Origin of the sequence: Caballeronia sp. INML3B, assembly GCF_023631305.1 — a bacterium.
GTDB lineage: Bacteria > Pseudomonadota > Gammaproteobacteria > Burkholderiales > Burkholderiaceae > Caballeronia > Caballeronia turbans.
Genome location: NZ_JALQDI010000003.1, coordinates 189551 through 214361 on the forward strand (window position 1 = coordinate 189551; position 24811 = coordinate 214361).

The following is a 24811-nucleotide window of genomic DNA, read 5'->3' on the forward strand; positions in this document are numbered from 1 at the left end:
CGGCGACGCATTCTCCTTTTAAATCAATTGCTTTACTGCACCTGACCCGGCTGCGCCGTGGCACGCAGATAGATTTCCACGCGGCGATTCTGCGCGCGGCCGGCTTCCGTCGAATTGTCCGCGATCGGCTGGTTCTGGCCCATGCCCGACGCCGAGAGACGTTGCGCCGGCACGCCGTGCGTCGCGATGTACGACGCCACGCTCTGCGCGCGGTTCTGCGACAGCGTCTGGTTGTAAGCCGCCTGGCCGGTGTTGTCCGTATGGCCGATGACGTTCGCGATCAGCTCCGGATGCTGCTGCATCGTCTGCGTGACGGAATTCAGCACCGGATCGAACGACGGCTTGATTGCATAGCTGTTCGTATCGAACGAAATCGAATTGGGGATGTTCACCTTGAGCGAGCCGTCCTGCTGCTCGGTCACTTGCGTGCCCGTGCCCTTCGAGTCGCCCGAAATCTTGTTCTTGATCGACTGCCAGTTGTAGCCGGTGATGCCGCCCACCGCCGCGCCCGTGGCCGCGCCGATCGCCGCGCCCTTGCCGCCGCCGAAAATGGCGCCGATGCCCGCGCCGGTCGCGGCCCCCACGCCCGTGCCGACCGCCGTGTTGGTGCCTTGCTGCGAAGCGCAGCCGGCGACGAGTGCCCCGGCCACGGCGAACACGGACAGACGAGTGAAGAATTTGGTGTTCATCTTAATCTCCTTGAATCGACAAGCGTTTCGGCGCGAGAAGCGCCGACAGTGCGAAAGGGTCTTCGGACCAGCCTCCGGACGAGCCTCTACAATAATGAGAAGAGGCATCCGGCTGCCCGATGCGATGCGTCCCCGGAAAGATTTGCAGCGGGATAGTGCAGTGCCCGGGCGTCACGCGCAACGGTGCTAACAAATACTTTCAATTTCTTCAGTTTGTTGTTGCGCGCCGCAGGCCGCTAGCAACAACCGTTCCATGGAGTTTCGATGAGCATTGACCGCGCGAAGATCGACACCGCACTCGCCACACTGACCGATCCCAACACCAACCGCAAGTTCGTCGATACGAAGAGCATTCGCAACGTGTCCGTCGACGGGGCGAACGTCGCGGTGAGCGTCGTGCTCGGCTATCCGGCGAGAACGCAGTTCGCCCTCATCCGCGAGCAGGTGCAGGGCGTGTTGCGTCAGGTGCCCGGCGTCGCGAACGTGACCGTGGACGTATCGTCGCAGGTCGTCGCCCACGCGGTGCAGCGCGGCGTGAAGCTGCTGCCGAACGTCAAGAACATCATCGCGGTGGCATCGGGCAAGGGCGGCGTCGGCAAGAGCACGACGGCCGCGAATCTCGCGCTCGCGCTCGCCGCGGAGGGCGCGTCGGTCGGCATGCTCGACGCGGACATCTACGGCCCCTCGCTGCCGATGATGCTCGGCATCACCGGCCGGCCCGAATCGCCCGACAACCAGACGATGAACCCGCTCGAAGGCCACGGCATCCAGGCGAATTCGATCGGCTTCCTGATCGAGCAGGACAATCCGATGGTGTGGCGCGGCCCGATGGTGACCTCGGCGCTCGAGCAGTTGCTGCGTCAGACCAACTGGAAGGATCTCGACTACCTCGTCGTCGACATGCCGCCGGGCACGGGCGACATCCAGCTCACGCTGTCGCAGAAGGTGCCGGTGACGGGCGCGGTGATCGTGACGACGCCGCAGGACATCGCGCTGCTCGATGCGAAGAAGGGCTTGAAAATGTTCGAGAAGGTCGGCATTCCGATTCTCGGCATCGTCGAGAACATGAGCACGCACATCTGCTCGCATTGCGGTCACGAAGAGCACATCTTCGGCGCGGGCGGCGGCGAGCGCATGGCGAAGGAATACGGCGTCGAGATTCTCGGCCAGTTGCCGCTCGATATCTCCATTCGCGAGCGCACCGACGCGGGCCAGCCGAGCGTCGTGTCGCAGCCGGAAAGCCGTATCGCCGAGACGTATCGCGCGATCGCGCGTCGCGTGGCGATTTCGATCGCCGAGCGTCAGCGCGACATGACTTCGAAGTTCCCGAGCATCGTCGTGCAGAACACCTGATTTCGAGCATTCGATCGAATCTGCGCGAGCCTTGTGCAATGCGGCTCGCGGTATCATGTCGCCTTCGATGCGCGGCAGCGTGGACGCACGGGGCGTCGGCGGGCCGCCGAGAGGATCGCATGGGACACAGGTTCGACGGGAGGGCGCTTCACGCCTTGATCGCGATGACCGCTTGCAGCGTCATGCTGAGCGGTTGCCGCCTCATCTTCCAAAATCACGAAAAACGCGCAGACGCGGTGCTGCAACCGACGCCCGGCAACGCGACGCGCGGCACCGTCACGCTGATCGAGCGCTCGGACGGTGTGCAGGTGTCCTACAACCTGACCGACATGCCGCCGAACAGCGATCACGCGCTGACCGTTCACGAGCGCGGCGACTGCATCGCCGTCAACGAGCAGGATGCAAGCCCGGTGTTCGCGCTGCCGTCGGAGCGCAGACGGGCGTCGTCGCGTGTCGAAGGCGAACTCGGCAATATCCACGCGGACGCGACCGGCGCTGCGACGGGCTTCATCGTCGCGACCGACGTATCGCTCGACGGCGTGCGCTCGGTCATTTCGCGCGCGATCATGCTGCATCGCGAAGCGGTGGACCCTTACGCGAGCGCGCCGCACAACGTGGGGCCTGCGCTCGCTTGCGGCGTAATTCGTCGCTGACATAGCGCCCGTTCGCACCGCACCCGACGCTGCCGCCCGATCGCGTAAAATACGCGCTTTCGTCTGGCCCGCGCGGCGAGCATCGCCGCCGGAGACCTTGCCCGTTTCACCGCAGGCGGCGGTCGCGAGACCCGAGCCGTTCACCGTTGAGTAGCGTCCCTATGAGCATCAAATCCGACAAGTGGATTCGCCGCATGGCCGAAGAGCACCGAATGATCGAGCCGTTCGTGCGCGATCAGGTGCGCGTGAGCGAGGACGGCCGCAAGATCGTGAGCTACGGCACGTCCAGCTACGGCTACGACATCCGCGTCGCCGACGAATTCAAGATCTTCACGAACATCAATTCCACGATCGTCGATCCGAAGAACTTCGACGAGAAATCGTTCGTCGACTTCAAGGGCGATGTCTGCATCATTCCGCCGAATTCCTTCGCGCTCGCACGCACGGTCGAATATTTCCGGATTCCGCGCTCGTGCCTGACCGTGTGCCTCGGCAAATCGACGTATGCGCGCTGCGGGATCATCGTCAACGTGACGCCGTTCGAGCCGGAATGGGAAGGGTACGTGACGCTCGAATTCTCGAATACGACACCTTTGCCTGCCAAAATCTACGCAAACGAGGGCGTCGCCCAAGTCCTGTTCTTCGAAAGCGATGAAATGTGCGAGACATCGTACGCGGATCGCGGCGGGAAGTATCAAGGGCAGCACGGCGTGACGCTGCCGAAAACCTGATCATCGCCGCGCTTTAAGAAACGCATACGGCAAACGCTTGTCGAAGGACCGCTGGCTTCGAGATAAGACTCGGGCAGCGGTCGTTCCATTTGGAGAATCGCCTCATGAAGTTCCGCTTTCCCGTCGTCATCATCGACGAAGACTTTCGCTCCGAGAACATTTCGGGTTCCGGCATCCGGGCGCTCGCCGAGGCGATCGAGAAAGAAGGCGCCGAAGTCCTCGGCCTGACGAGCTACGGCGACCTCGCCGCGTTCGCGCAGCAGTCGAGCCGCGCGTCGTGCTTCATCTTGTCGATCGACGACGACGAGCTGCTGCCCTACGCGGACAACGTCGTCGTGGAGGGCGACACGCCCGAGCTGGCATCGGCCATCGTCGCGCTGCGCGCGTTCATCAACGCCGTGCGCCGCCGCAACGCCGATATCCCCATCTTCCTGTACGGCGAAACGCGCACCTCGCGCCACTTGCCCAACGACATCCTGCGCGAGCTGCACGGCTTCATCCACATGTTCGAGGACACGCCCGAATTCGTCGCGCGACACGTGATCCGCGAGGCGAAGGTGTATCTCGATTCGCTCGCGCCGCCGTTCTTCAAGGAACTGGTGCAGTACGCGGAGGAGGGCTCGTATTCGTGGCACTGTCCCGGACACTCGGGCGGCGTTGCGTTCCTGAAGAATCCGCTCGGGCAGATGTTTCACCAGTTCTTCGGCGAGAACATGCTGCGCGCGGACGTGTGCAATGCCGTCGACGAACTCGGCCAGCTGCTCGATCACACCGGTCCGGTCGCGGCGTCCGAACGTAACGCGGCGCGCATCTTCAGCGCGGATCATCTCTTTTTCGTGACCAATGGCACGTCGACGTCGAACAAGATCGTGTGGCACGCGACCGTCGCGCCGGGCGATATCGTCCTGGTCGACCGCAACTGCCACAAGTCGATCCTGCACGCGATCACGATGACCGGCGCGATCCCGGTGTTCCTCACGCCGACGCGCAACCATTTCGGCATCATCGGGCCGATTCCGCGCGACGAATTCAAGCCGGAAAACATTCGCAGGAAGATCGAGGCGAATCCGTTCGCCCGCGAGGCGCTCGCGAAGAACCCGAAGATCAAGCCGCGCATTCTGACGATCACGCAGAGCACGTATGACGGCGTGATCTACAACGTCGAGATGATCAAGGATCTGCTCGGCGACATGCTCGACACGCTGCACTTCGACGAAGCCTGGCTGCCGCACGCCGAGTTCCACTCGTTCTATCAGGACATGCACGCGATCGGCGCGGGCCGTCCGCGCACGGGCGCACTCGTGTTCGCGACGCACTCGACGCACAAGCTGCTCGCCGGCATTTCGCAGGCGTCGCAGATTCTCGTGCAGGACAGCGAGAACAGCACGTTCGACCGCCATCGTTTCAACGAGGCGTATCTGATGCACACGTCGACCTCGCCGCAATACGCGATCATCGCGTCATGCGATGTCGCCGCCGCGATGATGGAGGCGCCGGGCGGCACGGCGCTCGTCGAGGAATCGATTGCCGAAGCGCTCGATTTTCGCCGCGCGATGCGCAAGGTCGATGCCGAATACGGCGAGGACTGGTTCTTCAAGGTCTGGGGTCCGGATGCGCTGGCGGAAGAGGGTATCGGCGATCGCGAGGACTGGATGCTGAAGCCAAACGACCGCTGGCACGGCTTCGGCGCGCTCGCCGAAAACTTCAACATGCTCGACCCGATCAAGGCGACGATCATCACGCCGGGACTCGACGTGGACGGCGAGTTCGGCGAGAGCGGCATCCCGGCCGCGATCGTGACGAAATATCTGGCGGAGCACGGCATCATCGTGGAAAAGACGGGGCTTTACTCGTTCTTCATCATGTTCACGATCGGCATCACGAAGGGCCGCTGGAACTCGATGGTCACCGAGCTTCAGCAGTTCAAGGACGACTACGACAACAATCAGCCGCTGTGGCGCGTGCTGCCGGAGTTCGTCGCGCAGCATCCGTCGTATGAGCGCATCGGCCTGCGCGATCTGTGCGGGCAGATTCACAGCGTCTATCGCGCGAACAATATCGCGCGTCTGACGACGGAGATGTATCTGTCGAGCATGGAACCGGCGATGAAACCGTCAGAAGCGTTTGCGAAGCTCGCGCACCGTGAGATCGACCGCGTGCCGATCGACGAACTCGAAGGCCGCGTCACGTCGATCCTGCTCACGCCGTATCCGCCGGGCATCCCCTTGCTGATTCCGGGCGAGCGCTTCAATCGCACGATCGTCGATTATCTGCGTTTCGCGCGCGAGTTCAACGAGCGGTTCCCGGGATTCCACACGGATATTCACGGGCTCGTCGGCGAGATGATCAACGGGCGTATCGAGTATTTCGTCGATTGCGTGCGCGATTGATGTTTCGCTGACCCGTTGCAAAAACAAACGGCCCGTTCAGAACGGGCCGTTTGTCGTTTCAGGAACGCCGATCGTTCAGATCAGGCCTTCCGCTTTCATCGCCGCTTGCACGCCCGCACGCGCGCCCACACGTTCCTGATAGGCGACCAGCGCGGGCCACTTGCCGAGGTCGAGATCGATGTGCTTTGCCCAGCCGAGCACGGTGAAGAGGTACGCATCGCCGATGCTGAATTCGTTGCCGAGCAGGAATTGCTTGTCGTCGACTTGCTGCGCCACGTAGGCGAGACGACGCTCGAGATTGGCCATCGCCGCTGCTTTCCAGTCGCTGCTCGCGGCCGGATTGAAGAACGGCGAGAAGTTCTTGTGCAGTTCCGTGCCGATAAACGTCAGCCAGCTTTGCAGGCGATAACGCGCCATGCCGTCGTTGAGCGGCGCGAGATGCTTCGCCGGCACCTGGTCGGCGATGTACTGCATGATCGCGGGGCCTTCGGTGAGCAGCTCGCCGCTGTCGAGCAGGAGCGCGGGCACGTAGCCCTTCGCATTGATCTTGCTGAAATCCGCGCCGCTCGCGGTGAGTTTGGTCTTGAGATCGACGGCTTCGATTTCATAAGGCAGCCCCGATTCTTCAAGCGCGATGTGCGATGCGAGGGAACAGGCGCCTGCTTTGTAGAACAGTTTCAAAACAATTTCTCCAGGATGAGTCGGCACGATTATGAATGAACTCGTTTCGGCGTGGCTGAATGGATTGTGAAATTGTCTGTGTCGTGGGTGGAGATAAAGGCTTGCAAGAAATCGGACTCTTCGTGCATTTGTTTTGGATTGCGAAGTATAGGATCGGTTTGTTTTCGATCGATTTTGAGGGGACGTATGGGTACAAGGCCTTCGTTCGCCGGCGCCTGTCTGCTTTCTCCGCAGTGCGAGTCAGTGTCGCGGAAGTCGGAAAGGAATCATCGTCGTGAAAGGACACGGCTGGTCCAATGCGCGAGGACATGTCACTCAGTGGGACGGAAGTTTCTGCTCGGATGCTCGAAGTCGCGAGCCCGTTAATCGATCACGAACTTTCGCTGCAACGTCGGGCCGGCAGCCGGCGGCATCGCGAACTCGGCATCGTCGGCCATATCGTGCAGCGCGATCTCGATGCTCTCGCACATCGCGTTCAGCGCGAGGTCGTTCTCTTCGAGTCCGAACGGATCTTCGATCTGCGCGGCGATCGCTTCCAGCGCCATGAACGCATACGCGACGAGCAGCGCGAACAACGGCGTGAGCACACCCGCGCCATCGACCAGCCCGAACGGCAGCATCACACAGAAGAGATAGATCGTGCGATGAATCATCACCGAGTAGGAAAACGGCAGCGGCGTGCTCGCAATGCGCTCGCATCCGCCGATCACATCGGAAAGCGCGTTCAGATTGTGCTGAATCGCGAGCATCGCATAGCCGTCGAGCGCGCCTTCGCGCCGGCGTTCCGCGACCCACTCGCCGAGCCAGAGCAGAATCATCGCGGGCCGGTATTTCGCCGCCGCGACGCGCGCGTGCAGTTCGGAAGGCAATCGCGGAGCAAGATCGGCGAGCGCATCGGTGCCGCGCAACTGATGTCGAAGCGCATGCGCCAGTGCTCCGAGCGCCGCGAGGAAGCTATGCGACTGACCGCGCTCGGGAGGCGCCGGCAGCGACAGCACTTGCTGCGCCAGCGCGCGCGACGTATTGAGCAACGTTCCCCACAGCTTCCGACCTTCCCACCAGCGCTCGTAACTCGCGCTATTGCGAAACCCGAGAAACACGGCGAGCGCGATGCCCACGAGCGCGAACGGCGGCGTGCCGAGCCCGATCGGATAGTGGCGCATGTGGTCGTGCATGAAGATCGCCGCCACCGACAGCGCGAAGATCAGCCCGAGGCGCGGCAGCAGTTGCGGCAGGACGGAGCCGCGCCACACGAACAGCAGTCGAAACCAGTTGAGCGCGGGGCGGATGATCATGACGGAGCGTTTCGATAAGCGCGAGTGCGTGACATCCGATTATCTCGGAAATGCCGGGCGCCGAGCAGGGACGTGACGCCGCGTCCGGCAATAAAAAGGCCGTCCTTGCGAACGGCCCTCGATGTCACGAGGCAAAGGTGACGACTGGCAATGCGATCAAAGCGCCGCGCGCGCCGCCTTCGCCGCCGCGCGCACCTGATCCGGCGCGGTGCCGCCTGGGTGATTGCGGCTCGCGACCGATCCCTCGAGCGTCAGATACTCGAACACGTCCTCACCGATCAGATGTGCGACGTTCGGCAGTTCGCGACGCATTTCTTCGAGCGACAGGTCGGCGATATCGCACTCGCGATCCACGCAAATGCGCACGGCATGCGCGACCGCTTCGTGCGCGTCACGGAAGGGCAGGCCGCGCTTCACGAGGTAATCCGCGAGATCGGTGGCGGTCGAGAAGCCTTGCAGTGCCGCCGCGCGCATCGCTTGCGGCTTCACGGTGATGCCGGCCGCCATTTCCGCGAAGATGCGCAGCGTGTCCGCGACCGTATCGACGGTATCGAACAGCGGTTCCTTGTCTTCCTGATTGTCCTTGTTGTACGCGAGCGGCTGGCCTTTCATCAGCGTGAGCAGCGCCATGAGATGGCCGTTCACGCGGCCGGTCTTGCCGCGCGCGAGCTCGGGCACGTCGGGGTTCTTCTTCTGCGGCATGATCGACGAACCCGTGCAGAAGCGGTCCGCCAGATCGATGAAGCCGACGCGCGGGCTCATCCACAGCACGAGTTCTTCGGAGAAGCGCGACACGTGCGTCATGACGAGCGCGGCCGCCGCGGTGAATTCGATCGCGAAATCGCGGTCGGACACGGCATCCAGCGAGTTCGTGCAGATGCCGTCGAAGCCGAGCGTCTTCGCGACCGCGTGCCGATCGATCGGATAGCTCGTGCCGGCCAGCGCCGCCGCGCCCAGCGGCAGACGGTTCACGCGACGGCGCAGATCGCGCATGCGCTCGGCATCGCGCGAAAACATCTCGACGTAGGCGAGAAGGTGATGACCGAACGTCACCGGCTGCGCCACTTGCAGATGCGTGAAGCCCGGCATGATGGTGTCGGAATGCTTCTCGGCCATGTCGATGAGCGCGAGACGCAAATCCTTGAGCAAGTCCCCGATACGGTCGATTTCGCCGCGCAGCCACAGCCGGATATCCGTTGCGACTTGATCGTTGCGCGAGCGGCCGGTGTGCAGGCGTTTGCCGGCATCGCCGATCAAGGCCGTCAGCCGCGCTTCGATGTTCAGATGCACGTCTTCCAGATCCAGCTTCCACTCGAACTCGCCGCGCTCGATTTCGCCCTTGATCTGCGTCATGCCGCGCTCGATGGCGGCAAGATCCTCGGCGCCGATGATCTTCTGCGCCGCGAGCATCGACGCGTGCGCGAGCGAGCCCTGAATGTCGACGAGCGCAAGTCGATTGTCGAAGAACACCGACGACGTATAGCGCTTGACGAGCTCCGACATCGGCTCGGAGAAGCGAGCCGACCAGGCTTCGCCTTTTTTGTGGAGTTGGGACGTCATGGTGATTTTCTCAGCGGAGGGTTTGGCTTCGATTCGGCTTCAAGAGGTCGAAAATTTTAACATTCGGGACTATTCGGACCCGACGAGTATCACCAGCTTCAGATCCTCCCGGTGAGCCGGCTTGAACGTGATCTGATTGAACACGACAGGCCCGCGCGACGGGTGATTGAACGCGCGCTCGCCACCTTCGCGCTCGAACACGTCCTGCGACGCCCAGAAGCGCGCGAAGGCGTCGCTCGCGGCGCTCAGACTGTCGATGAGCGCGCGGGTCGGCGCATCGTTCAGATGGCGGATCGAATCGGCGCGGAATTCGGCGGCGAGGCGTCGCGCGCGCGTCTCCCAATCGACGATCAGCGCGCGCGCCGCCGGCGACGTGAACGTGTAGGTCAGAAGATTGCGGTCATGGTCGCCGTCCAGCCAGCCGACGAACAGCGCCGACGCATGCTCGTTCCAGCGCAGCGCGTTCCACTGGCGGTCGAGCACATAGGCCGGTGCGCCGATCAGCGCGACCGTCTGCAGCAGCGCGGCGGGCGCGTCCTGGCTGGCGGGATCGGGCTCGGCGGGGTCGCGCTGGGCGGCGAGCTCGAACAGATACGCGCGTTCGGCGCGCGACAACTGCAGCGCGACGGCGATACGCGCAAGTGCATCGGCGGAAGCGGACACCGGACGGCCCTGCTCGATCCAGGTGTACCAGGTCGGGCTCACGCCGCACAATTGCGCGACTTCCTCCCGGCGCAGGCCGGGCGTGCGGCGGCGCGGACCGCCCGCGAGGCCGACTGCCTGCGGCGACAGCCTTTCGCGATGCGCGCGGATAAATTCCCCGAGCGCATGCGCGGGCGTTTCGGCGAGGGGTTCGTTTTTGTCGGTGAGGTTCATTCAAACGTCGACAGGTGGTTTATATACCAGGATACATTCACAACTTGTACTGGTACAAAGCGGGCTCTATTGTAGCGGCAGACCTTCCCCACATCGAACCGGAGAACGCGATGAAACACCACGATCAGGTCGCCGACGCATTCGGCAGCACGGCCGCCGCCTATCTCACGAGCGCCGTCCACGCGAGCGGTGCCGATCTGCAGAGCCTTGCCGCGACTTTCGCGGCCACGTGCGGCAACGCGGTCGTGCTCGACATGGGCTGCGGCGCGGGTCACGCGAGCTTCGCGATCGCGCCGCATGTACGCGAGATCGTCGCGTACGACATCGCGCCGCAGATGCTCGCGACGGTCGAGGCCGCCGCGAAGGAACGCGGTCTGACGACGATCCGGACACAGCAAGGCGCCGCTGAAACGCTGCCGTTCGCCAACGGCACGTTCAACTGGGCCGTGAGCCGCATGAGCGCGCACCACTGGCGGGACGTGGCGGCCGCGTTGAAGGAAGCGCATCGCGTGCTGAAGCCGGGCGGGCGGCTCAGGTTCATCGATATCGCGGGCATCGACGATCCGCTTTACGACACGCACATCCAGGCGATCGAACTCCTGCGCGATGCGTCGCACATCCGCGACTATCGCGCCGACGAATGGATCGCCATGCTCGACGCCGCCGGTTTCGACGCGCAGGTGACGGAGCGCTGGCGCATTCCGCTGGAGTTCGAGTCGTGGGTGACGCGCATGCGCACGCCGGCCGAGCGCGTGACGGCAATCAGATCGATGTGGAAAAGTGCGCCCGATGAAGTGCGCCAGTATTTCGGCGTGAAGGACGATTGCTCGTTCGAGCTGGACGCGATGATGATCGAGGCGAAACGAAGGGATTGAGAAAAACGGCGTCGCGCGGCACCGCACGACGCCGTCCTCAATCAACCCGTATTGCGCAAACCTGCGGCGATCCCGTTGATCGTCAGGTGAATCCCGCGACGCAGGCGCACGTTCTGATCGCCCGCGCGGTGGCGCTTAAGCAGCTCCACCTGCAAGTGGTTGAGCGGATCGAGATACGGGAAGCGGTTCTTGATCGAGCGCGCGAGCAGCGGGTTGTCGGAGAGTCGCTCGCCTTTGCCGGTGATTTCCGCGAGCACGTTCGACGTGCGCTCATGCTCCGCGACGATCTTGTCGAACACGGTCTTGCGCAGCTTTCTGTCGGTGACGAGCTGCGCATAGCGCGACGCAACCGCGAGATCCGTCTTCGCGAGCACCATGTCCATGTTCGACAGCAGGTTCTTGAAGAACGGCCACGTCTTGTGCATCTTGCGAAGCGTGGCGAGGCGCTTCGCGCGTTCGTCGTCGGAGCCGGACTTGTCGAGATACGCCGTCACCGCGCTGCCGAAGCCGTACCAGCCCGTCAGCAGCAAACGGCACTGACCCCATGAAAAGCCCCACGGAATCGCGCGCAGATCCTCGATCTTGCGCTGCTTCGGATCCTGCAGCTTGCGCGACGCCGGCCGGCTGCCGATGTTCAGCTCAGCGATTTCCGAGATCGGCGTCGAGAGGAAGAAGTAGTCGGTGAAGCCGGGCGTCTCGTAGACGAGCGCGCGGTACGCGGCCATCGCCGAATCGGAGAGCGTTTGCATCGTCGCTTCGAATTGCGGCAACTGCGCGGGCGCGTTCTCGTGCGGCAGCAGCGATGCTTCGAGCGTCGCGGCGACGACCGTCTCCAGATTGCGCCGCCCGATCTCCGCGTTGGCGAACTTGCTCGCGATCACTTCGCCTTGCTCGGTCAGGCGGATTTGTCCGTCGACGGTGCCGGGCGGCTGCGACAGGATCGCCTGATAGGTCGGGCCGCCGCCGCGCCCGACCGTGCCGCCGCGGCCGTGGAACAGACGCAGGGTCGTGCCGCGTTCCTTGAAGAGCGTGACCAGCGCCAGTTCCGCGCGATACAGCTCCCAGTTCGACGTGAGGAAGCCGCCGTCCTTGTTGCTGTCGGAATACCCGAGCATCACTTCCTGCTCGTTGCCCTGATTCTCGATCAGCTTGTCGATGCCCGGCAGCGCGAAGAACTCGCCCATGATGACCGGCGCATTGCGCAAGTCCGCGATGGTCTCGAAGAGCGGAATCACCATCAGGCCGTCGCGCGGGGAGTCGTCCTTGGCGCCGAGGCAGCCTCGCAGCACGCCGGTTTCCTTCTGCAGCAGCATCACTTCCAGCAGGTCGCTGACGGTCTCGGTGTGCGAGATGATGTAGTTGCGCACCGCGCGCGCGCCGAACTTCTGGCGCGTCTCGCGCGCGGTTTCGAGCACGCCGAGTTCGCTCTTCGCGAGATCGGAATATTCGGCGTAAGGCAGACGCAGCGGACGCGGCTGCGCCAGTTCCTTCAGCAGCACCTCGCGCTTCTGCTCCTCGGGGAGCGATGCGTAATCGGCGGCGACGCCCGCGCGCGCGAGCAACTCCGCGACGACTGCCTCGTGGATATCCGAGCTCTGCCGCAAGTCGATGCTCGCGAGATGAAAGCCGAACACTTCCGCGGCGCGCGCGAGCGGCGACAGGCGCAGGATCGACATCGACGCGCCGTGATGCTCCGCGAGCGAGTCGATCAGCACGTGCAGGTCGCGCACGAATTCGGAGGCGTCGGCGTAGGGCTTCGCGCGGATCTGCGGCGCGCCCGGACCCGCGCTGCGCACCGCGACGACGCCTTCGCCGAGCCGCACGCGAGCGCTCGCCGCAAGCCGCGTATAGATGCCGATGAGCGCGCGCCGATACGGCTCGTCCGTGCGATGCGGCGACTGATCCGGCGAGGCATCGGCGAGCGCCTTCAACGCATCGCTCGAACCGGCGAGCAGGTTCGACACGGACAATTCCGCGCCGAGCTTGTGCGTCTCTTCCAGATAGTGTTCGAAGATCACGATCGCCTGACGCGTGATCGCGGTTTCGAGCGTCTCGCCGGTGACGAACGGATTGCCGTCGCGGTCGCCGCCGATCCAGCTTCCCATCTGGAAGAACGGCGGCAGGCGCACGGGCAGGCCGTGCTCGGCGAGTGCGCCTTCGATATCGGCATAGAGCGCGGGAATCTCCGCGAGGAAGGTCGCGCGATAGTAGGACAGCGCGTTGTCGATTTCATCGGTGACGGAGAGCCGCGCGTCGCGCAACATGCGCGTCTGCCACAGCGAGGTCACCCGCGCGCGCAGCACGGCTTCGTTCTGGGCGCGCTCGCGCGCCGTCAGTTCCTGATCGCGCTCCGCGAGCAGTCGCGCGATGTCATGTTGCGCATCGAGAATGCTCTTGCGCGAGACCTCGGTCGGGTGCGCGGTGAGGACCGGCACGATCAGCGCATCGCCGAAGAACTTCTCCAGCAGCTTGCGCGTCGCGCTGATGTTCTTGTGCTCGCGCATGCGCTCGATTGCATAGGCGATCGTGCCCGGCTGCGGGACCGAGCCGGCGAGCGAGTGAATGCGGCGGCGGCGGTTGTGATGCCGGTCTTCCGCGATGTTCGCGAGATGCGAGAAATAGCTGAACGCGCGTACGACGGACACCGTCTGCTCCGGCGACAACGCGCGCAGCTTCTTCTCCAGCGTCTGTGCGGCTTCGCTGTCGTCTTCGCGGCGAAACTTCACGGCCGTCTGACGAATGGCTTCCACCACGTCGAACACGGCGTCGCCTTCCTGCTCGCGCAGCACTTCACCGAGCAGGCGGCCGAGGAAGCGGATGTCCTCGAAGAGCGGGCGGTCCTTGTCGTCGCGCGTGCGGCTCGCGGATTTCGGAGCGGCTGCGCCGTTGGCGCGCGGCGCCTTCGCCCTGGTCGCAACGCGTTTGGCCGCGGCCTTGACGCCTGGCCTCGGTTTCGGCGCGATAGCCGCTTTCGATGCCTTCACGGCCGTGGCGGCCTTTGTGACGATGGGCGACGACGCCGAACGGGGCGCGTCGGAGGAGGAAGACTTGGGCAATGCGGCGTTGCGGCGCGCCGGGCGAGCCGATCCAGAAGACGTCACGTTGGGTTCCTCTCAGAAGCTGCGAAGCCAGGGCACATCGACGCGATACGGCAACCCGGACGGGCGCTGCATCGGGCAGGAAACCGCAGGCCGTGCGAACGGCCGTGCGTCAAACCGGCGACAGCATGCCGCGGCGTTCTGCGGGCGCCCGGGCGTTCATCGCGCGAAGCGGCCTGCGCCGTCGTTCACCCGGATGCAAACGCGCCACGGGCGCCCCGAAAGGCGCATCGGACAAGGCTCTCGCGCGCTGCCCGTGTGTCAGTGGACCTTGGCGTGCGTGCTACCATTGTTCGCTAATGTGTATTCATCCATCCCGTCATTCGATCGAGCATCAATGAATTCCGAGACGCATTCAACGACACCGCCCGCGAGCATCACCATCGCTTCGCGGGAAAGCCGGCTTGCGATGTGGCAGGCCGAGCATGTGCGGTGTGCGCTGCACAAATTATATCCATCTTGTGACATAAAAATCCTCGGAATGACGACGCGCGGCGATCAGATTCTGGATCGCACGTTGTCGAAGGTCGGCGGCAAGGGTCTCTTCGTGAAAGAGCTCGAAGCCGCGCTCGCCGATGGCCGCGCCGATCTCGCCGTGCATTCGCTGAAAGACGTGCCGATGGCATTGCCCGAAGGCTTCGTGCTCGGCGCCATTCTGGAGCGTGAAGATCCGCGCGATGCGTTCGTGTCGCCGCACTATGAATCGCTGGAAGCGTTGCCTGCTGGAAGCATCGTCGGCACGTCGAGCCTGCGCCGCGAAGCGATGATCCGCGCGCGCTTTCCCGAACTCGAAGTCCGTCCGCTGCGCGGCAATCTCGACACGCGTCTTTCCAAGCTCGATCGCGGCGAATATGCGGCGATCATTCTCGCGGCCGCGGGGCTGAAGCGGCTCGGGCTCGAAGCGCGCATCCGCGCGCTGCTCGATCCGTCGGAGAGCTTGCCTGCGGCGGGGCAGGGCGCGCTCGGCATCGAGATTCGCGCGGATCGCGCCGATCTCGCCGCGTGGCTCGCGCCTTTGCACGACGAACATACCGCGCTCGCGGTCGAGGCGGAACGCGCGGTGTCGCGTGCGCTCGGCGGCAGTTGCGAAGTGCCGCTCGCGGCGCATGCCGTGTGGCGCGAAGGCTCGTTGCATCTGTGCGGCGCCGTGTCGACGACCGATGGCAAGCGCGTGTTGCGCGCGGAAGAAACCGTGCGCTCGCCCGATCTCGCGGGCGCGCTCGCGCTCGGCAAGCGCGTGTCGTCGGATCTCGAAGCGCAAGGCGCGATGGACATCGTCAACGCGCTCACGACGATGAGCCGTGCCGATGCCCCCAACACCGCGCCTTCGGGGCCCAAGTCCTGATGGCGAGCGAGCGCCGCGCCACCGTCATCGTCACGCGTCCGGGCGGACAGTCGTCCGCGTTGCTCGCGCTGCTCGCGAGCGCCGGCTTCGAGACGCTGGAATTTCCGCTCATCGATATCGCGCCCGTCGCTGACGATGCGCCGCTGCGCGCCGCGCTCGACGAGCTCTTTCTGCCGCCGGGTCTGGCGGATATGCCCGCGCGTTACGCGCTCGTGGTGTTCGTGTCGCCCAATGCGATCGATCATGCGTTCACCCGGCTCGGCGCGCCGTGGCCCGCGGATCTGCCGGTCGCGGTGGTGGGTCCGGGATCGGTCGCGGCGCTCGCGCGGCAGGGCGTGCATGCGCCCGCGCATCGCGTGATCAGTCCGTCGACGGAAGAAGCGGATCCGCGTTTCGACTCGGAAGCGCTCTACACCGCGATCGAAGCGCATTTCGGCACGAACGGTCTCGAAGGCAGGCGCGTGCTGATCGTGCGCGGCGACGGCGGCCGCGAATGGCTCGCCGAGCGGCTGACCGAGGCGGGCGCGCGGGTCGAGAAAGCCGCAGCGTATCGCCGCGTGCTGCCCGAGCCGTCGATGCAGAAGTGGGAGCGCATCCACGAACTGCTCGCGGGAAAACCGCACGCATGGCTGCTGACGAGTTCCGAAGGCGTGCGCAATCTCAACGAACTTGCGCACGAACATCTCACCGCCGACGAAATCGTGCTGCTCAAACGCACGCCGGTCGTCTGCCCTCATCCGCGTATCGCCGAAGCTGCGCGGGGAGCGGGTTTTGATAGGATTACGGTGTCCGGCGCGGGCGACGAACGCATCGCACATTCGCTGGAAGCGCTGTTCCCGCTCGACACCGCCGAAAGAGCCGCGCAGGCGGCGCCACAACGCAACTCACGCGATCCGGAGGCCCACGCATACGCGAGCGCTGCAGCGAGCGCATCGAGCTCGAAGCATTCCTCATCCGCGCCGACGGACGCCCATCCGGCCAACGCGCCGGCCCACCAAACGGCTCAATCACGCATGACTGATTCGAACGATTCCAAGAAAGCCTCACCTCAGCCGAACGTGACACCGCCCTTGCCGCCGAACACGCCTTTCACGCCTTTCGAGCAGCAGAAGCGTCGCGGCGGCGCGGGCATCGTGTTGTTGTGGTTCGTCGTCGTCATTCTGGCGGTGGCGGCGGGCGCCGGCGCGTTCGTCCTGAACCGCAAGTTCGACCGCGCCGACGCGCAACTGTCGCAGCGCCTCGCCCAGTCCGACGACCAGAACGCCGATCTGCGCGCGAAAGCCGATCAGGCCGCGAGCGCGACCACCGCGCTCAACACGCAGATCATCCAGTTGCAAGGCAAGCTCAACGATGCGGAAGCGCATAGCCAGGCGCTGCAGCAGCAGTATCAGGATCTCGCCAGCAACCGCGACGACTGGACCGTCGCCGAAGTCGAGCAGATCCTGTCGAGCGCGAGCCAGCAACTGCAATTGACCGGCAACGTGCAACTCGCGCTCTTCGCGCTGCAAAGCGCCGACACGCGCCTTGCCGCGACCACCGGCCCGCAGGTCGTCGCGATCCGTAAAGCGATCGCGCAGGACATCGACAAGCTGAAGGCCACGCCCACCACCGATCTCACCGGACTCGCGATCAAGCTCGACACGGCGATCGACCAGATCGACCAGTTGCCGCTGTCGGGCGAAGCGCCGATCGCCCGCGCCCGCGCGCAGACGGCCGAACCGGCCAACAGCGCGTCGATCGCCGCGGCGACCGGCGAGCCGCGCTGGAAGGTGCTGTGGCATCAGATCACGAACGGCATCGGCCAGCAGTTGTCGAGCCTCGTGTCGGTGCGCCGCATCGACAATGCCGACGCGATGCTCACGTCGCCCGATCAGGGCTACTTCGTGCGCGAGAACGTGAAGCTGCGTCTCTTGTCCGCGCGTCTGTCGCTCCTGTCGCGCAGCGAGCCGACGCTCAAGTCGGATCTGCATGCCGCCGATGCTGCGCTCGCGCGCTACTTCGATGCATCGTCGAAGAAAGTGCAGGCCGTGCGCGAACTCGTGAAGCAGGTCGATCAGGCGTCGCTCGCCGTCGCCGTGCCGAACCTGAACGCCAGCCTCGCCGCCGTCCATCAGTTCAAGCGAGGCGGATGATGACGATTCGTGGACTCATCTGGCTCGCGCTGCTGTTCGCCGTCGCGGTGATCGTCGCGACGGTCGGCGGCTTCAACGGCGGGCAGATCCTGCTCGTGATGCCGCCGTATCGGATCGACATGTCGCTCAACCTGTTCGCGGTGGCGCTCGTCGTGCTGTTCATCGTGCTCTACGCGATCATCCGTGCGGTGCGCGGCGTGTGGAAGATGCCGTCGCGCGTCGCCGCGTATCGCGCGCGCAGCAAGCTCGCGAAGGCGAATGCGTCGCTGCGCGATGCGATCGGGCACTTGTACGCCGGGCGCTTTTCGAAGGCCGAGAAGGCCGCGCGCGATGCGCTTTCCGTCGATGAAAACAAGGGCGCGGCCGGGCTCATCGGTGCAAACGCGGCGCACCGCCTGCACGAATACGCGCGCCGCGACGAATGGCTCGCGCAGGTCTCCGGCACGGATTGGCAGGACGCGCGCCTCATGGCGACCGCCGACATGCGCGCCGATGGCCGCGACGCCGACGGCGCGCTCGTCGCGCTCACCGAAATGCAGGCGCAGGGCGGACGGCGTATTCACGCGCAGCAGATCGCGCTGCGCGCGCAGCAGCAGTTGAAGAACTGGGGCGAAGTGCTGAAGCTCGTGCGTACGCTGGAAAAACGCGAGGCGCTGCATCCGGCGGTCGCGGTGCGGCTGCGTCAGGTGGCGGCGGAAAACCTGCTGCGCGACCGGCGGCACAATCCCGACGCGCTGCTCGAACTATGGCAATCGCTTTCGGTGACCGAGCGCCAGTCGCCGCGTCTCGCCGATCTCGCCGCGGAGCTGCTGATCGCGCTGGATCGTCGCGCGGAGGCGAAGAAGATCGTCGAGGATGCGCTCGCGCACAACTGGGACGCGCGGCTCTTGCGGCGTTATCCGGATTGCATCGTTGGCGGCGACGCGTTCCCTTTGATCCAGCGCGCCGAAGCGTGGCAGAAGGAGCGCACCGAAGACGCCGACCTGCTCTTCACGCTCGGACGGCTGTGCCTGCATCAGCAGTTGTGGGGCAAGGCGCAGGCGTTCCTCGAATCGGCACTGAAACTCGCCGACAACGAACCGCTCAAGATCCGCACGCATCGCGCGCTCGCCCGCTTGCATGAGCAGCTCGGCGACACCGAAAAGGCGGCGGAGCATTACCGCGCGAGCGCGCTGGCGATGAACGTCGTCTGATATCGCGCTGTCTGCAGGTATTTAAGGAAGAAGCCGCATGAGCGAGGCGCCCATGCGGCTATTTTTTTAACGCCGCTATTTCCACGGTTTTTGCGTTGTCTGTACGCCAGCGCACGGGCGCCACGCGGGCAAGCTGCTGTAGTTTCGTTTTACGAAAATGAAAGATGGCGCCGCGCGTTTCAGACGCTGCTGCCCGTCGACACATGGGAGGCGGCGTGAAACGAGGGCTTCGTACGTTTATCGGGCTTACGCTCGCCGTTTTTCTGTCCTGGCCCGATACCTCGCATTATTTTGCGCAGGGGGTCATCACGACAGCACCGTGGACCGGGACCTGGTCGGCCTCGCCTGACGTCACGGGCGATCCCGGCTTCAACAATCAGACGATTCGCCAGATCGTGCACACGAGTATCGGCGGCACGGCGGCGCGCCTGACGTTCTCCAATGTCTTCGGCGCGAAGCCGGTCACGCTCGGCGACGTGCATATCGCGCGCCGTGAGAGCGGAGCCCGGACGATCGCCGGCACGGATCGCGCCGCGACTTTCAACGGCCAGCCCTACGTCACGATTCCCGCGGGCGGCACGGTTCAGACCGACGCCATCCCATTTCAGGTGCCCGCACTCGCCGATATCGCCGTGAGCTTTCACATTCCGTCGCAAACGCCGCCGGGATCGACCGGCCACATCGAGGGCTTGCAGGACAACTACATTGCGCCGGGCGACGTCAGCGCGGACCCGGCGTTCGCGGGCGGCGTCGTGAACGCGGCGGGCGAGCAGTCGTATTACTTCCTCACCAATGTCGATGTAATGAACGCCGCGGCGACGGGCGCGGTGGTCACGTTCGGTGCCTCGATCACGGACGGCTTGTCATCGACGCCCAACACGAACCGGCGCTGGCCGAACCGGCTCGCCGAGCGGCTGACTCGCGCGGGCATGACGGTCGGCGTGCTGAATCAGGGCATCAGCGGAAACGACTTTTTCACGGACGGCTCAGGCCAGTCCGGACTCAAGCGCTTCAGCCGCGACGTGCTCGGGCAGCCCAACGTGAAGTGGGTGATCGTTTCCGACGACGCGGTGAACAATCTCATCAGCGGCAATCCGCCGAGCGCGCAGCAGATCATCGGCGCCTATCAGCAGCTCGTGCAGCAGACGAGTGCTGCGAGAGTGGGACTGATCTGCTCGACGCTCACGCCCTTTGAAGGCCTGGACGCATGGACGCCGGAGATCGAGAACACGCGCCAGACGGTGAATGCGTATCTGCGCGACAAAAAGAGCGGCTGCGACGCCGTGCTCGATCAGGCCGCAGCGCTGGGCCGCCCGGCGGGCGCGGACACCTCTTCCGCGTTCACGCGCACCTACAACAGCGGTGACGACCTGCATCCGAACGATGCCGGGATGCAGGCGATCGCCAATGCCGTCGATCTGGCCTGGTTCGCCGCGCTGCCGCCGATCAACGCGCCCACCGCGTGCGGCGTTCTTGCGTCGGGCGAAGGTCTCGGCGCGGGCGGATCGCTTGCTGCGTGCAGCGGCAGCGTGCAACTGAACTTGCAGAGCGACGGTTACCTCGTCGCCGTCAGGAACGGCGCGACGATCTGGTCATCGCGCGTGAGCGGCACGCCGGGTGTGGAGGTGCGCATGCAGCCGGACGGCAATCTGGCGATGTACGACAGCAATGGCGCGATGGTCTGGCAGACGCACACCTCGGGCAATCCGGGCGCCTATGCGACTATCCTGCCGAACGGATATCTCGTGATCTTTTCGGCGCGCGGCACGGCGCTGTGGTCGAGCGAGGGATGAGAAAGGGCGCGGGCCACGCGCAATGTGCGGCCCGAAGCGCGGTCAGTACGTGGGAACCGACGGATCGACCTGACGCGACCATGCGTCGATGCCGCCGTACAGGTTGAAAGTCTGCGTGAAGCCGCGCGATTCCAGGAACATCGCGACCTGCGCGCTGCGCGCGCCGTGATGGCAGATGCAGACGATCTGCGCTTCGTCATCGAGTTCTTCGCTGCGCGCAGGGATGTCGCGCATCGGAATCGCCACGATGTTGTCCATCTTCGCCGTCTGGATTTCCCACGGCTCGCGCACGTCGAGCAGAACGGGGGCGGGGCGTGAGGCATCCGCGAGCCACGCGGCGAGTTCGGGTGCGGTGAGGTTTTGCATGGAGATCCTGGCAAGACGCGCGACGCCGGCCACAACCGGCACCGCGCTTTCGGCTTAGAACTTGAAGTGCGACGGATGCACCGCGTTCTTCAGCGGCGCGACGAGCGTTTCGAACACGTCCGACACGCGGAACTGCTTTTCATCCACGCGCGTGATGATCTGCGCCTTCATGACCGGCGCCGCGCCGACGAACGCCGCGATGCGCCCGCCGATCTTTAGTTGCTCGAGGAATTCCTGCGGCATGACGGGCAGCCCGCCCGACACGCAGATCACGTCGTAAGGCGCGCCCCGATCCCAGCCGAGTGCGCCGTCGCCGGTGATCACTTCCACGTTCGTCACGCCGTTCGCAGCGAGGTTCTGCTTCGCGAAATCGGCGAGTTCGGGCGAGATCTCGACTGTCGTCACGTTGCGGCCGCGATGCGCGAGCAGCGCCGCCATGTAGCCCGAGCCGGCGCCGATTTCCAGCACGGTTTCGCCCTTGTGGACTGCCAGTTCCTGCAGGACGCGCGCTTCGACCTTCGGCGAGAGCATGCGCTCGCCGCCCGGCAGCGGAATTTCGAGGTCCGCGAAAGCGATGTTGCGGTACGCGGCGGGAACGAAGTTCTCGCGCTTGACGATCGCGAGCAGGTTCAGCACGTCCTGGTCCAGCACTTCCCACGGACGAATCTGTTGCTCGATCATGTTGAAACGCGCTTGCTCGATGTTCATGTTCTGTGTGCGTGATGGCGACCGGAGCGGGCTGCATCGCGGCCGGATGCGGGGCTAGAAAACTACGCGATTGTAGCAAATGGACGGTTTTTCCCGCCTGTTTCGCGCGCGGCGGCGCCGCGCGCTTGCGGCTAGTGCGGCAGGCGGATATCGAACTTGAAGGTGATGAGCCGCGCGATCAGGATGAACGCCGTCGAAATCAGCACGTTGTAGATCGTGTCGACATCGAGCCGCTCGAGCCCGAGATAGATCCAGCAGCCGGCGAAGGCGCACACCGCGTAGGGGCGCGAGTCGCGCAGGATCAGCGGAATCTCGTTGCAGAGCACGTCGCGAAGGACGCCGCCGAACACGCCGGTGACGACGCCCATCATCGTGGCGGTGAAGGCGGGCATCTGCGCATCGAGCGCGATCGAGGTGCCGGACACGCTGAAAAGCCCGAGCCCGATCGCATCGGTGATGAGCAGCGCACGCTGGTCGAAGAGCCGCGATGTGACGCGCAGGAAGATGGGCGCGAAAATCGCCATCGCGAAGATGAGGAGCACGTAGTCCTGATGCTCCACCCAGTAGAACGGTCGACGCGAAAGCAGCACGTCGCGCACCGTGCCGCCGCCGAACGCGGTGACGAGCGCGACGAGAAACGCGCCGACTGCGTCGAGCCGGCGCTTGCGCGCTTCGATGAGCCCGGAGAACGCGTACGCGAAAATCGCGAGCGCCTCCATGACGGTGATGGCGAGGGTGAGTCTAGGATGCACTGTCCGGCCCCGGATCGCGGTTCTTGCCGAGGCTCTTGTCCTGCGGATGATCGTGATGACGCGGCGCGCGGCCCGGCTGCAGAAGCACGAGCACCGCGCCCGCGCCGCCGTCGTGCGGCCGCGCCTGACAGAAGGCGATCACTTCCGACTTCTGCACGAGCCACGCGCGCACCTTGCCCTTCAGCACCGGCTCCTTGCCGATGGAGCCGAGTCCCTTGCCGTGAATCACCCGCAGACACCGCAGCCCGCGCTTGACCGATTCGCGGATGAACTCCGCGAGCGCCTCGCGCGCTTCTTCGCGGCGCATGCCATGCAGATCGAGCTGCGCCTGCACGATCCATGCGCCGCGCCTGAGCTTCCTCACGACTTCCTGGCTGATGCCGGGCCGGAGGAAGGACAGCGTTTCGTCGATGTCGAGCAGGCTTTCGGGATCGTATTCGTCGGAGAGTGCTTCCTGCAGCACGGCTTCTTCGTCGCGGCGGCTTTGCAGCGCGACGGGCGGAGGCGGCAGTCGCGTGACGGTCGTGCGCGGCGGCGTCCTGAGCGGTTCGACTTCGCCGATCGCGCGGCGGAATTCGTCCGCATCGGCGACGGCTTCGCGTTCGGCGCGCGCCGCCGCGACGCGCTGGACTTCGCGCTTCTCGGCATCGGCTTTCAGCGCGCGCTTGAGCGTCGACAGACCCGATAGTCCGTCGCGTTTCACGGCGGCGGCGACGTCGCGCGCATCGACCGGTCTGGTTTCAGCGGACGTGGCGGGGCGCGGCGCTTCCTTGCGCCGGACTTTCGGTTCGTTCGGGTGAGGAAGATTCTTCGGCATCGTTCAGCCAGCGGAAATCGACAGGAATCAGGCTCGACGCGATGCGCGCCGCGTGAATCACCGCATGCCGCGCGTCGAATCGAAAACGGGCCGGCGGCTTGAACCGTGGCCCGTTGTCGTTGCATGCCGGCGCGACTCGGCATCATGGGGCGCGCCGGAAGCGGGCGAATTCCATTCTAACGGCTCGTCCCGCCTTGCCGCGCCTGATCGGCGTCCGATCAGCGATCCGCTTCGTGGCTCATCGAATGCGGCGTCGGCGTTTCGTCGATGGTCTCGAGGTAACGCTGCGCATCGAGGGCGGCCATGCAGCCCGTGCCCGCGCTCGTGATCGCCTGGCGATAGACGTGATCCTGCACGTCGCCCGCCGCGAACACGCCGGGGATGCTCGTCGCGGTGGCGTCGCCGGTGGTGCCGCCCTTCGTGATGATGTAGCCGTTCTTCATCTCGAGCTGGTTGACGAAGAGATCGGTATTCGGCTTGTGGCCGATCGCGACGAACACGCCTTGCAGCGCGATGTCCGTGGTCTTGCCGCTCTGCGTATCCTTGACGCGCAGGCCCGTGACGCCGGAAGCATCGCCGGTGACTTCGTCGAGCACGTGGTTCCACTTGATATCGACGATGCCTTCCTTTTCCTTCGCGAGCAGCCGGTCGATGAGGATAGGCTCGGCGCGGAACTTGTCGCGGCGATGCACGACCGTCACCTTCTTCGCGATGCCCGCGAGATAGATCGCTTCCTCGACGGCCGTATTGCCGCCGCCGATCACTGCGACTTCGCCGTTGCGATAGAAGAAGCCGTCGCAGGTCGCGCAAGCCGACACGCCCTTGCCCATGAACGCTTCTTCCGACGGCACGCCGAGATATTGCGCCGACGCGCCCGTCGCGATGATGAGCGAATCGCAGGTGTACTCGCCCGAATCGCCGATCAGACGGAAGGGGCGCTCGTTGAGCTTCGCGGTGTGGATGTGATCGAACACGATCTCGGTGTTGAAGCGGCGCGCATGCTCTTCGAAACGCTGCATCAACTCCGGGCCCTGCACACCCGACGGGTCCGCCGGCCAGTTCTCGACATCCGTGGTGGTCATCAGCTGGCCGCCTTGCGCAAGGCCTGTGACGAGCAGCGGCGACAGGTTCGCGCGCGCGGCGTACACGGCGGCGGAGTAGCCGGCGGGGCCGGAACCGAGAATCAGCACTTTGGCGTGTTTGGGCGAAGACATGATGATGGTCCGTTTTTGATGGTCAGCTCGGAGGTGCGCGCGGGCATGTCACGCCGATCGCCTGCAATGCAGCAATATCGACGCGGCTCGTGGCCGCAGAACGCGCCGCGACGCACCCGATGTACCGAATTTAGGTGCAAAAGGGGGATTATAAAGGCCGCTGGAAAAGCCTTCCGAGTGAACCTTTCAATCGGTTTGATAGGCGCGGCGGGCCAAAACGGCCGCATGACGTGCGCGTGACGAGTGTTACAGGTTGCAAGAAGGCGCCGGTTTTGCGCCTTTCACCGCAA

20 protein-coding genes and 1 pseudogene are annotated in these 24811 nt (G+C 64.7%); 10 read left to right on the forward strand and 11 right to left on the reverse strand.

Translation table 11 applies throughout. The annotated features are described in order from the left end of the window. Positions 1-32: 32 nt before the first annotated feature. Positions 33-689, reverse strand: a complete 657-nt coding sequence (locus tag NCS58_RS04100; RefSeq protein WP_061118813.1) for an OmpA family protein — start codon at positions 687-689, stop codon at positions 33-35. A gap of 264 nt (positions 690-953) precedes the next feature. Here NCS58_RS04100 and apbC point away from each other — a divergent pair, with 264 nt between their 5' ends. The 4 genes from apbC to NCS58_RS04120 all read left to right on the forward strand — a co-directional run bounded on the left by apbC (position 954) and on the right by NCS58_RS04120 (position 5816). Continuing rightward, entirely contained in the window at positions 954-2042 is a 1089-nt protein-coding gene (apbC, locus tag NCS58_RS04105) for an iron-sulfur cluster carrier protein ApbC (protein WP_250537929.1), read from the forward strand. A 119-nt stretch (positions 2043-2161) separates the two neighbouring features. Continuing rightward, positions 2162-2695, forward strand: a complete 534-nt coding sequence (locus NCS58_RS04110) for a superoxide dismutase family protein (RefSeq protein ID WP_250537930.1) — start codon at positions 2162-2164, stop codon at positions 2693-2695. Between the two features lie 161 nt (positions 2696-2856). Continuing rightward, the gene (dcd, locus tag NCS58_RS04115) at positions 2857-3426 is read left to right on the forward strand and encodes a dCTP deaminase (RefSeq protein ID WP_061118816.1); all 570 of its coding nucleotides are present in this window, start codon (positions 2857-2859) and stop codon (positions 3424-3426) included. A 104-nt stretch (positions 3427-3530) separates the two neighbouring features. After that, complete coding sequence (locus NCS58_RS04120; RefSeq protein ID WP_061118909.1) at positions 3531-5816, forward strand: arginine/lysine/ornithine decarboxylase; 2286 nt, start codon at positions 3531-3533, stop codon at positions 5814-5816. A gap of 75 nt (positions 5817-5891) precedes the next feature. Here NCS58_RS04120 and gstA read toward each other — a convergent pair whose 3' ends face one another. Continuing rightward, on the reverse strand, positions 5892-6497 hold the full coding sequence (gene gstA, locus NCS58_RS04125; protein ID WP_061118817.1) for a glutathione transferase GstA: 606 nt from the start codon (positions 6495-6497) through the stop codon (positions 5892-5894). Positions 6498-6771: 274 nt separating this feature from the next. Here gstA and NCS58_RS34440 point away from each other — a divergent pair. Then, positions 6772-6816 (forward strand): annotated as a pseudogene (locus tag NCS58_RS34440) (hypothetical protein); the annotation flags it as partial. A gap of 43 nt (positions 6817-6859) precedes the next feature. Here the strand turns inward: NCS58_RS34440 and NCS58_RS04130 are convergent. The 3 genes from NCS58_RS04130 to NCS58_RS04140 form a co-directional block, all read right to left on the reverse strand. Then, the gene (locus NCS58_RS04130) at positions 6860-7792 is read right to left on the reverse strand and encodes a bestrophin family protein (protein WP_250537931.1); all 933 of its coding nucleotides are present in this window, start codon (positions 7790-7792) and stop codon (positions 6860-6862) included. 156 nt (positions 7793-7948) lie between these two features. Beyond that, entirely contained in the window at positions 7949-9352 is a 1404-nt protein-coding gene (gene argH, locus NCS58_RS04135) for an argininosuccinate lyase (RefSeq protein ID WP_250537932.1), read from the reverse strand. A 69-nt stretch (positions 9353-9421) separates the two neighbouring features. Further along, positions 9422-10228: a helix-turn-helix transcriptional regulator gene (locus NCS58_RS04140; protein WP_061118821.1), complete on the reverse strand. Its 807-nt coding sequence runs from the start codon at positions 10226-10228 to the stop codon at positions 9422-9424. Between the two features lie 110 nt (positions 10229-10338). Between NCS58_RS04140 and NCS58_RS04145 the strand changes: the two genes are divergently transcribed. Further along, positions 10339-11103 (forward strand): class I SAM-dependent methyltransferase, encoded by a 765-nt coding sequence (locus NCS58_RS04145; protein WP_250537933.1) that lies wholly within the window; start codon positions 10339-10341, stop codon positions 11101-11103. Between the two features lie 41 nt (positions 11104-11144). Here the strand turns inward: NCS58_RS04145 and ppc are convergent, their stop codons facing one another. After that, positions 11145-14204 carry a phosphoenolpyruvate carboxylase gene (gene ppc / locus NCS58_RS04150; protein ID WP_250537934.1) on the reverse strand — a complete coding sequence of 1020 codons (3060 nt, stop codon included), beginning with the start codon at positions 14202-14204 and terminating at the stop codon, positions 11145-11147. A 334-nt stretch (positions 14205-14538) separates the two neighbouring features. Between ppc and hemC the strand changes: the two genes are divergently transcribed. The 4 genes from hemC (at position 14539) to NCS58_RS04170 (ending at position 20664) form a co-directional block, all read left to right on the forward strand. Beyond that, positions 14539-15546 carry a hydroxymethylbilane synthase gene (hemC, locus tag NCS58_RS04155; protein WP_250476417.1) on the forward strand — a complete coding sequence of 336 codons (1008 nt, stop codon included), beginning with the start codon at positions 14539-14541 and terminating at the stop codon, positions 15544-15546. Then, positions 15546-17678, forward strand: a complete 2133-nt coding sequence (gene hemDX / locus NCS58_RS04160; protein WP_250537935.1) for a fused uroporphyrinogen-III synthase HemD/membrane protein HemX — start codon at positions 15546-15548, stop codon at positions 17676-17678. The genes hemC and hemDX overlap by 1 nt, the downstream gene beginning before the upstream one ends. Beyond that, entirely contained in the window at positions 17678-18871 is a 1194-nt protein-coding gene (locus NCS58_RS04165) for a heme biosynthesis protein HemY (protein WP_250476447.1), read from the forward strand. Before hemDX ends, NCS58_RS04165 begins: the two co-directional genes overlap by 1 nt. Positions 18872-19086: 215 nt before the next feature. Beyond that, on the forward strand, positions 19087-20664 hold the full coding sequence (locus NCS58_RS04170) for a GDSL-type esterase/lipase family protein (protein WP_250537936.1): 1578 nt from the start codon (positions 19087-19089) through the stop codon (positions 20662-20664). 42 nt (positions 20665-20706) lie between these two features. Here the strand turns inward: NCS58_RS04170 and NCS58_RS04175 are convergent, their stop codons facing one another. The 5 genes from NCS58_RS04175 to trxB form a co-directional block, all read right to left on the reverse strand. Continuing rightward, positions 20707-21030, reverse strand: a complete 324-nt coding sequence (locus tag NCS58_RS04175) for a rhodanese-like domain-containing protein (protein WP_061118910.1) — start codon at positions 21028-21030, stop codon at positions 20707-20709. Positions 21031-21084: 54 nt separating this feature from the next. Further along, complete coding sequence (locus NCS58_RS04180; protein ID WP_061118828.1) at positions 21085-21738, reverse strand: protein-L-isoaspartate O-methyltransferase; 654 nt, start codon at positions 21736-21738, stop codon at positions 21085-21087. Positions 21739-21869: 131 nt separating this feature from the next. Then, on the reverse strand, positions 21870-22457 hold the full coding sequence (locus NCS58_RS04185; protein ID WP_250476448.1) for a trimeric intracellular cation channel family protein: 588 nt from the start codon (positions 22455-22457) through the stop codon (positions 21870-21872). A gap of 22 nt (positions 22458-22479) precedes the next feature. Beyond that, positions 22480-23307 (reverse strand): Smr/MutS family protein, encoded by an 828-nt coding sequence (locus NCS58_RS04190; RefSeq protein ID WP_061118830.1) that lies wholly within the window; start codon positions 23305-23307, stop codon positions 22480-22482. A 218-nt stretch (positions 23308-23525) separates the two neighbouring features. Then, positions 23526-24521, reverse strand: coding sequence for a thioredoxin-disulfide reductase (trxB, locus tag NCS58_RS04195; protein ID WP_284502126.1), 996 nt, complete (start codon positions 24519-24521; stop codon positions 23526-23528). Positions 24522-24811 lie beyond the last annotated feature (290 nt).

Excerpts from the sequence above, each read along its gene's own strand:
- NCS58_RS04100 (WP_061118813.1), bottom strand. The coding sequence starts at position 689 with ATGAACACCAAATTCTTCACTCGTCTGTCCGTGTTCGCCGTGGCCGGG.
- NCS58_RS04185 (WP_250476448.1), bottom strand. The coding sequence starts at position 22,457 with ATGGAGGCGCTCGCGATTTTCGCGTACGCGTTCTCCGGGCTCATCGAA.
- trxB (WP_284502126.1), bottom strand. The coding sequence starts at position 24,521 with ATGTCTTCGCCCAAACACGCCAAAGTGCTGATTCTCGGTTCCGGCCCC.
- dcd (WP_061118816.1), top strand. The coding sequence starts at position 2,857 with ATGAGCATCAAATCCGACAAGTGGATTCGCCGCATGGCCGAAGAGCAC.
- NCS58_RS04145 (WP_250537933.1), top strand. The coding sequence starts at position 10,339 with ATGAAACACCACGATCAGGTCGCCGACGCATTCGGCAGCACGGCCGCC.
- NCS58_RS04190 (WP_061118830.1), bottom strand. The coding sequence starts at position 23,307 with ATGCCGAAGAATCTTCCTCACCCGAACGAACCGAAAGTCCGGCGCAAG.
- hemDX (WP_250537935.1), top strand. The coding sequence starts at position 15,546 with ATGGCGAGCGAGCGCCGCGCCACCGTCATCGTCACGCGTCCGGGCGGA.
- NCS58_RS04120 (WP_061118909.1), top strand. The coding sequence starts at position 3,531 with ATGAAGTTCCGCTTTCCCGTCGTCATCATCGACGAAGACTTTCGCTCC.
- argH (WP_250537932.1), bottom strand. The coding sequence starts at position 9,352 with ATGACGTCCCAACTCCACAAAAAAGGCGAAGCCTGGTCGGCTCGCTTC.
- NCS58_RS04140 (WP_061118821.1), bottom strand. The coding sequence starts at position 10,228 with ATGAACCTCACCGACAAAAACGAACCCCTCGCCGAAACGCCCGCGCAT.
- apbC (WP_250537929.1), top strand. The coding sequence starts at position 954 with ATGAGCATTGACCGCGCGAAGATCGACACCGCACTCGCCACACTGACC.
- NCS58_RS04165 (WP_250476447.1), top strand. The coding sequence starts at position 17,678 with ATGACGATTCGTGGACTCATCTGGCTCGCGCTGCTGTTCGCCGTCGCG.
- NCS58_RS04175 (WP_061118910.1), bottom strand. The coding sequence starts at position 21,030 with ATGCAAAACCTCACCGCACCCGAACTCGCCGCGTGGCTCGCGGATGCC.
- NCS58_RS04110 (WP_250537930.1), top strand. The coding sequence starts at position 2,162 with ATGGGACACAGGTTCGACGGGAGGGCGCTTCACGCCTTGATCGCGATG.
- NCS58_RS04130 (WP_250537931.1), bottom strand. The coding sequence starts at position 7,792 with ATGATCATCCGCCCCGCGCTCAACTGGTTTCGACTGCTGTTCGTGTGG.
- hemC (WP_250476417.1), top strand. The coding sequence starts at position 14,539 with ATGAATTCCGAGACGCATTCAACGACACCGCCCGCGAGCATCACCATC.
- NCS58_RS04180 (WP_061118828.1), bottom strand. The coding sequence starts at position 21,738 with ATGAACATCGAGCAAGCGCGTTTCAACATGATCGAGCAACAGATTCGT.